Source organism: Aphanothece sacrum FPU1 (genome assembly GCF_003864295.1).
Lineage (GTDB): Bacteria > Cyanobacteriota > Cyanobacteriia > Cyanobacteriales > Microcystaceae > Aphanothece_B > Aphanothece_B sacrum.
On record NZ_BDQK01000017.1, the window covers coordinates 18,999 to 33,762 of the forward strand.

Annotated in this window: 13 protein-coding genes; 6 read left to right on the forward strand and 7 right to left on the reverse strand. The window is 35.6% G+C overall.

Annotation, left to right across the window (positions count from 1 at the left end; translation table 11 throughout):
- Positions 1–56: 56 nt before the first annotated feature.
- The 6 genes from AsFPU1_RS19940 to AsFPU1_RS19960 all read right to left on the reverse strand — a co-directional run bounded on the left by AsFPU1_RS19940 (position 57) and on the right by AsFPU1_RS19960 (position 6,016).
- Positions 57–2,303, reverse strand: a complete 2,247-nt coding sequence (locus AsFPU1_RS19940) for an N-acetylneuraminate synthase family protein (protein WP_124975841.1) — start codon at positions 2,301–2,303, stop codon at positions 57–59.
- A 114-nt stretch (positions 2,304–2,417) separates the two neighbouring features.
- Positions 2,418–3,290, reverse strand: a complete 873-nt coding sequence (locus tag AsFPU1_RS19945; RefSeq protein WP_124975839.1) for an Rpn family recombination-promoting nuclease/putative transposase — start codon at positions 3,288–3,290, stop codon at positions 2,418–2,420.
- The gene (locus AsFPU1_RS22800) at positions 3,290–3,451 is read right to left on the reverse strand and encodes a DUF5989 family protein (protein WP_172957529.1); all 162 of its coding nucleotides are present in this window, start codon (positions 3,449–3,451) and stop codon (positions 3,290–3,292) included. The genes AsFPU1_RS19945 and AsFPU1_RS22800 overlap by 1 nt, the downstream gene beginning before the upstream one ends.
- The gene (locus AsFPU1_RS19950; protein ID WP_124975837.1) at positions 3,451–3,858 is read right to left on the reverse strand and encodes an SxtJ family membrane protein; all 408 of its coding nucleotides are present in this window, start codon (positions 3,856–3,858) and stop codon (positions 3,451–3,453) included. Before AsFPU1_RS19950 ends, AsFPU1_RS22800 begins: the two co-directional genes overlap by 1 nt.
- A 20-nt stretch (positions 3,859–3,878) precedes the next feature.
- Positions 3,879–5,717, reverse strand: coding sequence for a carbamoyltransferase family protein (locus AsFPU1_RS19955; RefSeq protein WP_124975835.1), 1,839 nt, complete (start codon positions 5,715–5,717; stop codon positions 3,879–3,881).
- A 77-nt stretch (positions 5,718–5,794) separates the two neighbouring features.
- Positions 5,795–6,016, reverse strand: a complete 222-nt coding sequence (locus AsFPU1_RS19960; protein ID WP_172957528.1) for an SAM hydroxide adenosyltransferase — start codon at positions 6,014–6,016, stop codon at positions 5,795–5,797.
- 202 nt (positions 6,017–6,218) lie between these two features.
- On the opposite strand from AsFPU1_RS19960, the gene AsFPU1_RS19965 reads away from it, so the two are divergent.
- The 6 genes from AsFPU1_RS19965 (at position 6,219) to AsFPU1_RS19990 (ending at position 12,680) form a co-directional block, all read left to right on the forward strand.
- Positions 6,219–7,373 (forward strand): glycosyltransferase family 4 protein, encoded by a 1,155-nt coding sequence (locus AsFPU1_RS19965; RefSeq protein ID WP_124975831.1) that lies wholly within the window; start codon positions 6,219–6,221, stop codon positions 7,371–7,373.
- Between the two features lie 103 nt (positions 7,374–7,476).
- Positions 7,477–8,793 carry an ABC exporter membrane fusion protein gene (locus tag AsFPU1_RS19970; RefSeq protein ID WP_124975829.1) on the forward strand — a complete coding sequence of 439 codons (1,317 nt, stop codon included), beginning with the start codon at positions 7,477–7,479 and terminating at the stop codon, positions 8,791–8,793.
- Positions 8,794–8,798: 5 nt separating this feature from the next.
- Complete coding sequence (gene devC, locus AsFPU1_RS19975) at positions 8,799–9,950, forward strand: ABC transporter permease DevC (RefSeq protein WP_124975827.1); 1,152 nt, start codon at positions 8,799–8,801, stop codon at positions 9,948–9,950.
- 105 nt (positions 9,951–10,055) lie between these two features.
- The gene (locus AsFPU1_RS19980) at positions 10,056–10,772 is read left to right on the forward strand and encodes a DevA family ABC transporter ATP-binding protein (protein WP_124975825.1); all 717 of its coding nucleotides are present in this window, start codon (positions 10,056–10,058) and stop codon (positions 10,770–10,772) included.
- Positions 10,773–10,919: 147 nt separating this feature from the next.
- A complete protein-coding gene (locus AsFPU1_RS19985) occupies positions 10,920–12,278 on the forward strand; it encodes an aminopeptidase P family protein (RefSeq protein ID WP_172957527.1) in 1,359 nt (452 codons plus the stop codon).
- A gap of 72 nt (positions 12,279–12,350) precedes the next feature.
- Positions 12,351–12,680 (forward strand): antibiotic biosynthesis monooxygenase, encoded by a 330-nt coding sequence (locus AsFPU1_RS19990; RefSeq protein ID WP_172957526.1) that lies wholly within the window; start codon positions 12,351–12,353, stop codon positions 12,678–12,680.
- Positions 12,681–12,859: 179 nt separating this feature from the next.
- Here the strand turns inward: AsFPU1_RS19990 and AsFPU1_RS19995 are convergent, their stop codons facing one another.
- Positions 12,860–14,587, reverse strand: a complete 1,728-nt coding sequence (locus AsFPU1_RS19995; protein WP_124975821.1) for an ABC transporter substrate-binding protein — start codon at positions 14,585–14,587, stop codon at positions 12,860–12,862.
- Between the last annotated feature and the right edge of the window lie 177 nt (positions 14,588–14,764).

A 14,764-nucleotide genomic window follows, 5' to 3' on the forward strand; every position in this document is an offset into this window, starting at 1 on the left:
CCTTTTTCGGGAAAGTTAAAATTTTCAAACATTTTGATTAATTAAGCTTCTAAATATTACAAAATTGTCTCTAACCGTTCTAATGCTATCCAAAAACCTTCTCCTTCATTTTTATGTCCTTGCCAAATTTCAGGAATAAAAGAAGCATTAGGGGATGTTTTAGCTAAATATTCCGCTAAAGCAGGAAAATCAAGCTCTCCTTCTCCAATTTGTAATCCTTCTCCATCTAACCCTTGTGCATCCGCAATATGAAGATGGGATGTATAAGGGCCTACTCGTTCAATAAACTCCTTAAAGGATAAATTATGATGATTACAAGCTAATTTAGAGTGCGATATATCTAAACAAACTCGATAGCTATTTTCTGAACAAAATTTAGTGATATCATCAGGATCAACAAATAAATTATGATAGCGTTGTCCACCAAAATGCCAAGGAAAGGGCGGCATAGTTTGGGGGATAATTTCGACTCCATCGGCATCTAGTTTAGCTAAACTGTCAAGGAGTAAATCATAAAGTTTTTGACGCTTTATAACAGCTAAAGGTGCATCATTAGTAAATCCCCCAATATTAGTTACAATTAAAGGCCGAGAAGCTTTTTTAAAGAAGGAGATTAAGCTTTGGGTAATATTAATAACTCGTTGTAATTCTTCAATAGAATGTTGACGGTATTCAGCATCAAAAGAACATAAATCAAGAACATGATCTCCCGCAAATAATTCAGGACTATGAACCACAAAATCTAGATCATAAGGCTGATCAAAGTATTCATTAATATTTTGTTCTAAGTCCTTATAACTCAGATGAAATTCTAATAAATCAGGGTTAGATTTGGGCAAAAGTACTTTAAAATCATGGTAGCGTACTGGTAAGCCCCAAGGACGTTTAAACGTATAATTACGGGGTTTAACTTGAGTTTCTTCTAAGTCACTTAAAAAGAAAAAATCACCCGTTTTAAAAGCTCTTTTAGCTCGTTTTCCAATTAATTCTTGTTTGCGGTTGGGTTGTAATCCTTTTCCTGGACTTTTGATCTCAATCATTTCTTGTGTAATCATTTGTCCCTGTTTTAAATTACAGTTAATAATTAAACTTTTGGCCAGGGTTTCTCGATTCATTAATTCTCCCTGACTTAATCTTCTTTCCCCTTGGGTTCCTAACGCTTCTTCAACTTGACGAATACCCTCAATCATAGCTTTAAATTCTTCGGGTAACAAGCTTACTTTATGATCGTTACCTTCCATTGATTTATCTAGGGTAAAATGTTTTTCTATGACTTTAGCACCTTTAGCTACCGCCGCGATCGCTACATTAATTCCTCTTTCATGACCAGAATAACCAATTGGACAATCTCCTAGTTCTTTTAATCTGGTTAAATAGTTAAGATTAACATCTTTAAAAGGGGCAGGATAAGTAGAGTTACAATGGAGTAAAATATACATAGCTCCCAATCTTTGTAACAGTTGCACGGATTCAATAATTTCTGTTTCTGTTGACATTCCCGTGGAGCAAATTAGGGGTTTTCCGGTCTTAACTAATGCTTTAAGTAATTCGTGATTTGTTAAATCAGCAGAAGCTACTTTATAAGCTTTCATACCGTAATTTTCTAGAATATTTAAACTCTCTAAATCCCAAGGAGTACATAGAGGTAAAATTCCTTGCTCTTGACAATAATCAAAAGCTTCTAACATCTCTTGGGGAGATAGTTGAAAACGAGAAAGTAAGTCTAGAGTATACTGAGATCCTAAATCTTCACTAGCATCATTCGCATCCCCTGCATTATGATAAAGTGCTTTTAAACTTCTTAGTTGAAATTTAGCACAATTGGCTCCAGCTTTGACCGCTTCATCAATTAATTTTTTGGCTAATTCTAAACTACCATTATGATTATTACCAATTTCAGCGATAATGAAAGTAGGAGCATCTTTATTAATAATAAATGACCCAATTTGAATTTCATTAGGGCGTTTACGAGCGATCGCTACTAATCTATCATTATGATCAAGTAGGGGAATATATTCAATTTGTTCAGAAAAATAAGTGCGAATTTTTTCGGGATCTTCGTCAAAAGCAGCGTATTTATATTGTTTATTAGAAATAGTCGCAACTGACTGATTCAAATCGATAGTATTTTGTCCAATTAACCACCGTCGAAAATCTCCATCCGTGAGAATTCCTTCTAATACTCCTGATTCAGTTACCGAAAAAATAATACGGCTTTTATTATCACTAATTTTTTGGAGGGCATTAAGGATGCTGTCTTCAGCAAAGATGATGTACTTAGAGAGATTTCTATCAATCAGCATGGGGTTAAACTCTAGCCACGATTTCGCTTTAATCTATTTAATAATATACCATTATTTGGTCACTATTTGTTAGATTTTTTCTATATTTTATCTCATCTAGAAAGGTAACAGATCTTAGTTTTTATTGATTTCTTCTCGCACTCTTTCTAATGGTAAATCTAATGACTCTGCAATAACTTCTAAGGTCAGTCCTAATTTTAACATTCGGGGAATCGATGCTAATTTACTCAATAGTTCTCCTTCCTGTCTACCTTCGTGTCTACCTTCTTGTCTACCTTCCTGTCTACCTTCGTGTCTACCTTCCTGTCTACCTTCTTGTCTGCCTTCGTGTCTACCTTCTTCCAACGCTTCTTGATATATTTTTGTTTGTTTCAAATCACTTAAACTAAACATAGCTTCTATTTCCTGACGATTAATACGAGGTAATTTATAAATAAGAACTGTCTCTAATAATTCTAAAAGTTCTTTTTGTTGTTGTTCATCTGTAATTTCTTGACGTACTTGTTCAATGAGAGGAGTAGCAATGTCAATGGCTTGATTTTCTTCACTTACAATCAATTCAATTATAGCAAGTCCTACGGAAGTTTGGGGACGATTTTCTAATTCATTGAGATAAATACGTTCAACTCTCTGAGAATTGAGCAATTCTTGATAACGTTGGCTATTATATGATTCGACTTGACGACTGGGATAAATAATTACTCCTTTCCAGTCAGCAGTTAAAGGGGTTTTACTTAAATAAAGAAAAATTTCACTAAAGAAACGCCCATAAAAATTATTATCATTTTGAAATTGAACTTCCAGAAAGTAGATGGGTTGAGTTGTTATTTTTGGCAAAAACACCCCATCAATACGAAATGCTAATTGTTTGACTTCGACAGAAGAAAACTCATAGAATTTTGCTTCTTCTGGAGTATGATTAATTAGTTCAAAGAAAAAACTAGGAAAAGATTGAAAGAGACGATAAAAAATAGTGTCGGTTTTCACTAGAATAGAGTGTAAATAAAGGGCGCGATCGCTGATCCTTGTGTAAAGACAATTAAGGCTCCTAATAATACTAAAGTAATAATTAAAGGAGCTAACCAATACTTTTTACGCTCGTTTAAAAAGCCCCAAAGATCTTTTAATAAATCAATAAATCCTTCCATTAATAGGGTTTCTCCATGCTAACTTTACTTTTAATTTTACTAGAAACTCTATAAGTCTCTAGATTAAACTCAAATTTACTTGTCATGGGATCTCGATTTAATAATCTCATGATTAAGCCCATCGGCGTTACAACAATAAAGAAAATTATACCTAAAATAATCTGATTATTAACCCAACCTAGCACCTGTCCTACCCTCATCCAATTATAATGAATCGGATCAAGAGATTGGGGAATAAAAATGGCTAAACTACATAAAACTCCACCTATTATCCAGGGAATTAAGGGTAAATGATGACCCCACACTAATGGCAATACTAACCCAAATAATACTGCAATTATCCCTCCAGTTACTAAGCCAAACTCCCGTAAACCTTTTTTGTCTAATTTAGAAATTTCCTCAAACATATTCCTTAAATTTCCTTGTTTTAATCAAGTTCAAATTCATTTTTCCAAGACTCATCTTTTTGCCATTGAGTTTGCTCAGATTTAGCTAATAAATAATTACCTAAAACTAAATAATCCATCTCTGTCCGCATAAAACACCGATGAGCATCTTCTGGGGTACAAACAATTGGTTCTCCTCTAACATTAAAGGAAGTATTAACCAAAACACCACAACCTGTCAAGGCTTCAAATTCCTTAATTAATTTATAGTAACGAGGGTTAGTTTCAGGATGAACAGTTTGCACTCTTGCTGAATAGTCAACATGAGTAATAGCGGGAATTTTTGAGCGCGGAAGCTTTAGTTTTTCGATACCAAATAATTGTTTTTGTTCCTCATTCATAGGCAGATGTAAATCTTCTTTAACCTCAGCGACTAATAACATATAAGGACTCGATGTCTCTAAGTCAAAATAATCAGAAACTCGCTCCAATAAAACCGAAGGTGCAAAGGGGCGAAATGACTCTCGATACTTAATTTTTAAGTTCATGACTGACTGCATTTTCTCATTACGAGGATCACCAATAATTGAGCGATTTCCTAATGCACGGGGGCCAAATTCCATACGACCTTGAAACCATCCAACTACATTACCTTGGCCTAAAATTTGAGCAACTTCTTGTAATAATTGTACTTCTTCTAAATAAGTATAATTTGCTTTGACATCTTTTAAATATTGTTCTATCTCTTCTGACTCAAATTTTGGGCCTAAATAACTTCCTTGCATATGATCAGATGATGAACCTTTACGAGGCTTTTCTAAGTATTGATACCAAACAGATAAAGCTGCTCCAATGGCTCCTCCAGAGTCTCCTGCGGCGGGTTGAATCCAAATATTTTTAAATTTTCCTTCTCTTAAAAGTCGTCCATTAGAGACACAATTTAAGGCTACTCCTCCGGCTAAACAAAGATTCTCTAATCCTAATTCTCGATGGGCAGTATTAGCTAATTTTAAAACAATTTCTTCGGTTACTTTTTGAATAGAAGCCGCAATATTCATCTCTCTTTGAGTTAGCTTGCTTTCGGGTTTACGGGGAGGACTACCAAACAGATTATCAAAATTTTGGTTAGTCATAGTTAACCCAGTCGCATAATTAAAATATTTCATATTAAGACGAAATGTGCCATCATCTTTGAGATCAATTAAATTTTCAAAGATGAGATCAACATATTTAGGTTCTCCATAAGGAGCTAACCCCATTAATTTATATTCTCCCGAATTAACTTTAAATCCGGTATAATAAGTAAAGGCAGAATATAACAACCCTAAAGAGTGAGGAAAATCTATTTCCCATTGAGGAATCATTTGATTTCCTTCCCCTAACCATAAAGAAGTAGTTGCCCATTCTCCCACCGCATCTAAACACAAAATAGCAGCGTTTTCAAAGGGACTAGGAAAGAAAGCAGAAGCAGCATGAGATTGATGATGTTCAGTAAATAATAAAGGAGGAAGTTGAGAGGTTTTACAATTAGCCAATTTAGCTAACTCTTTCTTTAAAACAGTTTTAAGATAAAGTTTTTCTTGTAACCAAGCTGTCATGGCTGTCAGAAAAGAATGAAACCCTTGAGGAGCATAAGCTAGATAGGTTTCTAATAGTCTTTCAAAGGTGACAAGAGGTTTTTCATAAAAAACAATATAATCTATTTTTTGTAGGGGAATTTTCCCTTCTGTAAAAGTATAAAGAATGGCATTTTTCGGAAATCTAGCATCGTGTTTTTTGCGGGTAAATCTTTCTTCTTGTGCTGCTGCTAAAATTTTTCCATCTTGTACTAAAGCGGCAGCACTATCATGATAATAAGCTGAAATTCCCAAAATATTCATGGTCCTTTACCCCATTCTCTCCCACAAAACTACTGAATCGCTAGAAATAACCTAAAGGATAGCACAACTTCGAGAAATTAACTTAAACTAATAGTTAGATGATCTCCCCAATTTATCCCTAATTGTTGCTGGGTGTTGGCTCCATTAACAGCAATTTCTATCCCATTATGACTGCCAATTAAAGTAACCAGTTCCCCCTGTTCAACATCATCATAACTTAATTGAATGATTAGTATACTATTTACGTTACTACTGGTAACATAAACAGGAGAAGAAATTGACCCAGAGAAATTGTTCAAACCGCAGAAGATAGGGAAAACTTCAAGTAAAACGTATATACTGAAAATTAGACCTCAAGAATAACCCCTTGGGGTTTATCATATAAAACAAGAAGAACGTCATCAGTTAAATTGACAAATAGCGTAATTTACCGCATCATCCAGATAATAATTAAATTCATCTTTATCAGTCCTTCTATATTCATTCGTCTCTTTAATCTGAATGCACATCGCTTGGCTAGGGAAAAAGTCCCCTTTCTGTGGAAATGTCACTTATGGTCGGGAAATTACCAATGCTCTCCTAGACCGAAGATATCAGGTGAGTTTTCTCCATTTTTCTCAAGAAGAGTCTAAAAAAACTACTTGGCCTGATTGTCCTGAAGTTGTTCTTCCTTTTTTCTATAAATCTCAGATTTACACTATTCCTACCCCGAAATCGAGTAAAATTCTGATGAAATCTCTGGGAAAGCTTAAACCTGATGTGGTTCACGCTTCTTTGACCCTATCTCCCTTAGATTTTCGTCTTCCGGAAATTTGTGAGGCCCTCAATTTACCCCTAATTGCCACGTTTCACCCCCCTTTTGATAGCAAACTAAGAAATTTTAAATCTAGTACCCAGTTCCTCACTTATCAGCTATATGCACCGTTTTTAGCTAATTATGATAAGGTAATTGTCTTTTCTCGTCTACAGCAAGATTTACTCATGAAATTAGGGGTTCCTCAAGACAGAATTGCTATTATTCCTAATGGGGTTGATCCACAAAAATACTCTCCTGGAGTATCCTATGTTAAATCTCAATTTAAAGCTAAGCGTTTATTTGTCTATTTAGGACGTATCGCTACGGAAAAGAATATTGAGGCCTTACTTAAAGCTTGGAAACAGACGGAGATGGGAGAAGGGGTTAAATTGCTTATTGTCGGAGATGGCCCCCTGAAATCTTCTTTAGAACCTTTTTATGGCCCAGAATTCGGTATCCATTGGTTAGGATTTGTGGCCGATGAACAACAACGTATTGATATTTTACGCGCAGCAGAGGTGTTTATTCTACCTTCTTTGGTGGAAGGGTTATCTCTGTCTCTTTTAGAGGCCATGGCCTGCGGAGTCGCTTGTGTGGCCACTGATGCGGGGGCCGATGGGGAAGTCTTAGAAGATGGGGCCGGAGTGGTACTCAATACCCAAGGAGTGACGACTCAATTAAATACTCTCTTACCTCTGTTTCGAGATCATCCTGAAATTACTCAACTTCTAGGACAAAAAGCCAGACAGCGAGTCTTGGAACGATATACCCTCAGCAAGAATATTAGCCGTCTAGAAACCCTCTACGCCCAAGTTTTGCGAAAACCCTCTCGTTTTCCCTTGCTTGGTCAATTATCTTAAGATTTGCGGTTCTAATTTAAATATTATTTATGCTTGACTCTGGTTTTTTTCGCTATAATCAAACTGTACAGTCTAGTATGATTACACTTGCCGATCAACCCCTATGAGTCCAGTAACACAGTCAAAACCTTTGCTAGTCCCCAAAGGAGGCAAAAAATGGGCGATCGCGGTTTCCGTTTTAGGATTATTATTGCTAGGAAGCACCGCTATTTATATCCTTAGATTTAGCCCTAGACAGTCCTCAGAGGCTTCTGTCGAGCCTATTGTGACTCCCCCCAAGGTACAAGCCATTTCCGCCCTGGGAAGGCTCGAACCCCAAGGAGAAGTGATTCATGTCGCCCCTCCTCCCACTCAAGGAGGAGCAAAAATTAGTCAAATGCTCGTCAAGGAGGGGGATAAGGTACAAAAGGGTCAAAATATAGCTATATTAGACAATTTTGACAAAAAAAAGGCGGCTGTCACCGTTGCTCAACAAGCGGTTAATGTTGCTAAGGCTAACTTAGATATTGTACAAGCAGGGGCGAAAACTGGAGAAATTCAAGCTCAACAAGCTACTATTGAGCAATTATCGGCAGAATTAACTGGACAAACTGCCACAAATCGAGCGACAATTTCTCAGTTAGAGATGGAATTAGAAGGGGAAAAACAAGAACAAAAGGCTACTATTGCACGCTTAGAAGCGGAGTTAAAAGATGCTCAAAGAGAATACAAACGCTATCAAATTCTAGCACAAGATGGGGTCATTTCTGACTCAGATTTAGAAAAGCGTCAATTAGCCTTAGATAAAGCCAAAGAAAGTGTAATAGAAGCGCAACAAAGACTCAAAAAAACTGTTAATACATTAACGGAACAAATTGCAGCAGAAAAAGCTCAATCTAATAAAGAAATTCAGAGTTTAACCCAACAAATTCAAGTGGCAAAATCCACTTTAAATCGTATTGCAGAAATTCGTCCTGTGGATGTACAAAAAGCACAAGCTGAAGTTGACCAATCCTTAGCTAAACTAACAGAAGCGCAACAGGATTTAGACTTAGTTTATGTTCGCTCTCCTATGGAGGGACAAGTTATTAAAATTAATACTTATCCAGGAGAAAAAGCTGATGATACTAATGGTATTGTGGAAATTGGTAAAACCCAACAAATGATGGTCATTGCTGAAGTTTATGAAAGTGATATTAATCAAGTTAAAATCGGACAAAAAGCTCTTATTAAAAGTGAAAACAATACCTTTGCTGGAAACTTAAAAGGAACCATACATCAAATTGGTTTAAAAATTGGCAAAAAAGATGTATTAAATACTGATCCGGCGGCTGATGTTGATGTCAGAGTAGTGGAGGTTAAAATATTACTTGATCCTGCTTCTAGTCAAAAAGTCAGGGACTTAACCTATGCCAAAGTAACGGCTAAAATATTATTATAAATATCATGAAAATTCCTCTCGCTTTTTTACAATTAACCCATGAAAAGATACGACTAATTATTGCTCTTGCTGGCATTACATTTGCCGATGTATTAATGTTTATGCAGTTAGGTTTTAGAGATGCTTTATTTGATAGCGCAGTTAGACTACATAAGAGTTTAGAAGGAGATGTTTTTGTCCTTAATTCTAAATCAGATAGCTTCACAGCTTTAAGAAGTTTTTCTCAAAGAAGACTCTATGATATTTTAGGGGTTAATAATGTTGAATCTGTTATTCCTATGTATGTAGGATTATCGAACTGGAAAAATCCGGTTGAACGCCAAACTCGTAGTGTATTTGTCATTGGATTAAATCCTAGTATAAATACCATAAATTTACCAGGAATTGCTGAAAATATATCAGTTATAAAACAACAAGATACAGTTTTATTTGATCGTAGTTCTCGCAAAGAATTTGGCCCCATTGCTGAATTTTTTGATCAAGGAAAAACCGTTACAACAGAAATAGGAAATAGACAGATAAAAGTCGGCGGTTTATTTTCTTTAGGAACATCTTTTGGGGCCGATGGAACTATTATAACCAGTGATGTGAATTTTTTGCGGCTTTTTTCTGCTCGTCAACAGGGGTTAATTGATCTTGGGGTGATTCAATTAAAACCGAATACTAATGTAGAAGCAACTTTAAAATTTTTAAGAGATAATTTTTCTCATGATGACATTCAATTTTTTTCTAAAGAGGAATTAATTGCTCATGAAAAAAGTTTTTGGCAAAATAGAACTTCTATTGGGTTTATTTTTACTTTAGGGACTATCATGGGCTTTGTGGTAGGTACGGTAATTGTTTATCAAATTTTGTATACAGATGTGGCCGATCACTTGCCTGAATATGCTACCCTAAAAGCAATGGGATACACCGATTTTTATTTATTAACATTGGTGTTCCAAGAGGCCATAATCTTAGGCATTATTGGTTTTCTACCAGGGTTTGGATTTGCCATGTTTATGTATATTAATGCTGCTAAAGCAACGGGATTACCCATTATGATGACTTTAGCAAGAGCTATGACTGTGTTAATATTAACAGTGATTATGTGTTGTCTTTCGGGAGGGGTTGCCGTTGGTAAATTAAGAGCGGCTGATCCAGCAGATATTTTTTAACCGTAGGGGCGGGTTTTCACAACAATTTATGATTCTAACAAATAGATTAAATAAACCCGCCCCTATATTATATTTAATCCTAACAAATAAAGGCATGATTAAATTATGACTCAAAAACCAGTTGTTACTATTAAAAATTTAGATCATTATTTTGGAGAAGGTAGTCTCAAAAAACAAATTCTCTTTGATATTAATTTAGAGTTAAAATCAGGAGAAGTTGTTATTCTTAAAGGGCCATCAGGTTCGGGAAAAACTACATTATTAACCTTAATGGGAGGGTTAAGATCTGCTCAAACAGGAAGTCTAAAAGTGTTGGGACAAGAATTAGTAAAAGCCAAAAAAGATCAGTTAGTTAAAATTCGTCGTTATATAGGTTACATTTTTCAAGCTCATAATTTATTAGACTGTTTAACTGCTAGACAAAATGTACAAATGTCCGTTGAATTACATGAGTTAAAATATAAGGATGAAGCTAAACAAAAATCTATTGCTATGTTAGAATCTGTAGGATTAGGCGATCGGGTTAATTATTATCCCAAAAATCTATCCGGTGGACAAAAACAAAGAGTAGCGATCGCTCGTGCTTTAGTCAGTCATCCGAAGATGATTTTAGCTGATGAACCTACTGCTTCTCTTGATAGTAAATCAGGCCATGATGTTGTAGAATTAATGCAGGAATTAGCTAGAAAACAAGGGTGTACAATTTTAATTGTTACCCATGATAATCGTATTCTAGATATGGCAGATCGGATTATTGAATTAGAAGACGGACATTTATTTGAAGGAGGAAAAAATAAAAAGGCATTAACTATTACAGGCTAAAGCCTGATACTATAAGAACGAAGGCTGTCTACACAGCCTAATAATATGATTTTTAATCGTTTTATTAACTATTACAGGCTAAAGCCTGATACTATAAGAACAAAGGCTGTCTACACAGCCTAATAATAGGCAAGGTTCGTTTGTATAGTGAGTCTATTTATAACTACCCTAAAACAACGTAGACAAAAGTTAGCCCAGTTAATCGATATTCCTGTCATATTATGGTCGGGAAAAGCCCCATCACGCAATTTTCGCGCCAACCGTTACCCCTTTCGTGCTAGTAGTCATTTCCTCTATTTTGCCGGAATTTCCCTAGAAAATGCCGTTATTCGTCTAGAAAATGGTCAATTAGAGCTATTTATAGATGATCCTGCCCCTGAGAGTACCCTATGGCATGGAGAAACCCCCACCAGAGACGCGATCGCGGCTATAATAGGAGCAGATCGGGCTTATCCTTTAGAGGAGTTACTCCCCAAAACCGCCCATGCTGCTACCATAGGGGTACAAGACCTAGCTACCTATCAACAGCAACAAAACATCTTAAATCGCCCTATTTTCCCCTCTAACGCCCCAAAAGAGATAGATTTAACCCTCGCCCAAGCTATAGTTACCTTACGATTAACTCACGATCAAGAAGCAATAGCACAAATTAGAAAATCTGTCAAGGTTTCTATAGAAGCTCATAAAATAGGCATGAAAAGCACTGCACTCGCCACCACAGAAGCTCAAGTCAGGGGTACAATGGAGGGGGTGATCATGGCTCATAATATGAGTTGTGCTTACGGTAGTATCGTCACCGTACATGGAGAAGTATTACACAATGAAGAATATCACCATCCCCTACAACAAGGGGACTTGCTATTAGCTGACGTGGGGGCTGAAACCCAGTTAGGATGGGCTTCAGATATTACCCGAACTTGGCCAGTAGGGGGCAAATTTTCGGCAACACAACGGGACATTTATGACATTGTACTAGCCGCTCATGATAATTGTATTGAAGCCATGAAGCCAGGGGTAGAATATCGGGAGATACATCTATTAGGGGCGAGAATAATCGCAGAAGGATTAGTTAATCTGGGTATTTTGCGGGGAAATCCTGATAATTTAGTAGAAAAAGATGCTCACGCCTTATTTTTTCCCCATGGTATCGGGCATTTATTAGGGTTAGACGTACATGACATGGAAGACTTGGGGGACTTAGCAGGTTATGAGACCCGAAGACACCGTAGCGATCGCTTTGGTTTAGAATATTTACGTTTAGATCGACCTTTGGCCTCTGGGATGGTAGTTACCATAGAACCAGGGTTTTATCAAGTTCCAGCCATTTTAAACGATTCCCAAAGGCGCGAAAAGTATCAAAATGATGTTAATTGGGAAAAATTAGCCCAATTTGCTGATGTACGGGGAATTCGCATTGAGGATGATGTTTTAGTGACAGAAACCGGAACAGAGGTATTGACTATTGATTTACCCACTCAAGCCACAGAAATTGAAAGATTGTGTTAAGAAACGCTTAAATAAAGGCTAAAGCTGAGGAAAATTAAGCTATCAAGTAAAGTAGTCTTTAACAGTTCTATCATGTCAGAATTTCTCGATTTTCTTAAGCATAAATACGCCTATGTTGCCATTGGTGAATTCAAACCGGGGCGGTTTGCTGAAGCGCAACGACTTTACGAAAAAGCAGTATCTAGTTATAAGCAAGGGTTTCAAGGAGCATTTCTGTTACAAAAACCTGGAACAGATGAAGGGATTGCTATCATTATGTGGGAAAAAATTGAGGATATGGAAGCTAATAAGAATGAAATTTATCAAAAAGTTTTAGAGGAAATGGGGCCATTATTTGTGAACCCACCTAAAACAGATTTTTATGAGGTTTGTAATGAAATTGATGGATTTTCAGAGGAATAGTTTTTGGATTAATTAATAGACAAGTAAAATTAAGCTATAAGAGCGAAACCTGGCGACCCAAGTTTAGAATTAGGCTGTGTAGACAGCCTTTGTTCTTATAGAATAAGGCTTTAGCCTTTATTAATTTATGAATTTTACATTGCAAGTTCAGTAGAACCGCTAAAACGCAAGTGCAATTTTTACTCATTATCTTTAACATAAATTTCATCAATATTCCAAAATGTGCCACCTAATGCTGAATGTTGAATACCGTTAAAACGATTTCTGACTGCCGCTAAAGAATAACCATTCACTAAATAAATAAAAGGTAAATATTCTGACACTAAAGTTTGGGTTTGATCATAAATTTCTTTACGTTTTTTTAGTTCTAATTCTTGAGAACCTTTCACAGATAAATCCTCAATTTGTTTTTCCCAATCTGCAAAAACTTGCCCTGTCAAGGGTTTAGCCCCAGGTTGAGGTTTTTGGTTAAACATATGTAAATTACCGTCTATATACCAAATATTAGGGGCGTGGGGTTCATTTCCTCCAGTAAATCCCAGAATATGAGCCTCCCAATCTAAAGAATCACTTAATTTATCTACTAATACATTAAAGGCTAAAGGACTAAAATCAATTTGTATTCCTAACTTTCTTAAATCTTCTTTAATTTGCGCCCCCATAGCTTCTCTAATTTTATTTCCGGCATTGGTAATTAAGGAAAATCTAATTTTGTTGCCTTTTGCGTCTAATAATTCCCCTGCTTTATTATACTTAAATCCTTCTTTTAAAAGTAATTCTTTGGCTTTTTCTGGGTTATAATGATACCCTTCGATTTTTTTGTTATAAAAAGGCGATTGTACCGAAATCTGGGTATTTTGAGGTTGCCCTAAACCGCGATAAATATTATTAACCATCCGTTCTCTATCCATACCATAAGCTATCGCTTTTCTAAAGTTAAGGTTATTAAACCAAGCTGATTTTATGGGGTCAACTAAGGGTTTACCATCCCGTTTTCCTTGATTAAGATTAAAAGCCATAAAGTTAGTTCCAAAGGCTGCACCCCCATTATAAACAGTAAAATTTCCTCGTTCTTCTTCCCGTTTTAATAAAGAAAAATAATCTGGTGTTATGCTAATAGAATCTAAACTCCCAGACCGAAATTGTAATAAAGAGGTATCAGGTGATTCTACAATTGTCCAAATTACTTGTTCAATATTTGGCAGTTGATTTCCTTTTTCATCTTTTTTCCAATAGTAGGGATTCTTTTCAAAGATAATTCGTTGACTGGTGGCATATTCTTTTAATTTATAAGGGCCATTAACAATAATTTTATCAACAGGAGTATCCGTTCCCCAAACTGTTAAAAATTCAGGGTTTCCTTCTTTATCTTTTTTCTCAATATTTTTTCGTAAAATATGAGCAGGTAAAATCGGAACTCCCGCATTATCTAAAAATGGGGCAAAGGGTTCAGTTATTTTAAATTCGATGCGTCGTTCATCGAGTTTTTTGATTTGAGGAAATGTTCCTTGTCTTCCTATTCTAAAACTATCTCGATAATTATTAGGAATTTTGGGATTTAGATATAAATCATTATAAGTAAATACTACATCATCAACAGTTAGGGGTTTACCATCTGACCATTTTAACCTTTCTTTTAAAGTGAAAGTAATAGTTAATTTATCATCAGAAATGTCCCAAGATTCAGCTAAAGCAGGTTCTTTAATTCCTGTAATGGGATTTTCTGTAATTAATCCTTCATAAGTCAATCCGAAGATATTAGGAGACTCTTGAGATAAAACAGCATTAAATGTTTTAGGATCACTTAATACGGCTAAAACAACTTGATTCGCATTTGCTTTTTGGGCGCAAGCTGTTAAAGGAAATAAACATAAAATAATCAAAATAATTGCAAAAATACGTTTCATATAAATTATGAATTATGAATTATGAATTATAAATTATGAATCATAATTTATGAAGTAACTATTAAACCCAATTATAAACCACTTTTACCTCTGAAATGGTTTAAGGACGGGTTGATCTGATATGTAGCTACACAAAACTAATTATATAAAATATGTCCGACTACTTACTCAACCAAA

What these genes read in the sequence shown, in the direction of transcription:
- AsFPU1_RS19980 (WP_124975825.1), top strand. Translation starts at nt 10,056, where the DNA reads ATGACTCAAAAACCAGTTGTTACTATTAAAAATTTAGATCATTATTTT.
- AsFPU1_RS19965 (WP_124975831.1), top strand. Translation starts at nt 6,219, where the DNA reads ATGCACATCGCTTGGCTAGGGAAAAAGTCCCCTTTCTGTGGAAATGTC.
- AsFPU1_RS22800 (WP_172957529.1), bottom strand. Translation starts at nt 3,451, where the DNA reads ATGGAAGGATTTATTGATTTATTAAAAGATCTTTGGGGCTTTTTAAAC.
- AsFPU1_RS19940 (WP_124975841.1), bottom strand. Translation starts at nt 2,303, where the DNA reads ATGCTGATTGATAGAAATCTCTCTAAGTACATCATCTTTGCTGAAGAC.
- devC (WP_124975827.1), top strand. Translation starts at nt 8,799, where the DNA reads ATGAAAATTCCTCTCGCTTTTTTACAATTAACCCATGAAAAGATACGA.
- AsFPU1_RS19995 (WP_124975821.1), bottom strand. Translation starts at nt 14,587, where the DNA reads ATGAAACGTATTTTTGCAATTATTTTGATTATTTTATGTTTATTTCCT.
- AsFPU1_RS19950 (WP_124975837.1), bottom strand. Translation starts at nt 3,858, where the DNA reads ATGTTTGAGGAAATTTCTAAATTAGACAAAAAAGGTTTACGGGAGTTT.
- AsFPU1_RS19955 (WP_124975835.1), bottom strand. Translation starts at nt 5,717, where the DNA reads ATGAATATTTTGGGAATTTCAGCTTATTATCATGATAGTGCTGCCGCT.
- AsFPU1_RS19990 (WP_172957526.1), top strand. Translation starts at nt 12,351, where the DNA reads ATGTCAGAATTTCTCGATTTTCTTAAGCATAAATACGCCTATGTTGCC.
- AsFPU1_RS19970 (WP_124975829.1), top strand. Translation starts at nt 7,477, where the DNA reads ATGAGTCCAGTAACACAGTCAAAACCTTTGCTAGTCCCCAAAGGAGGC.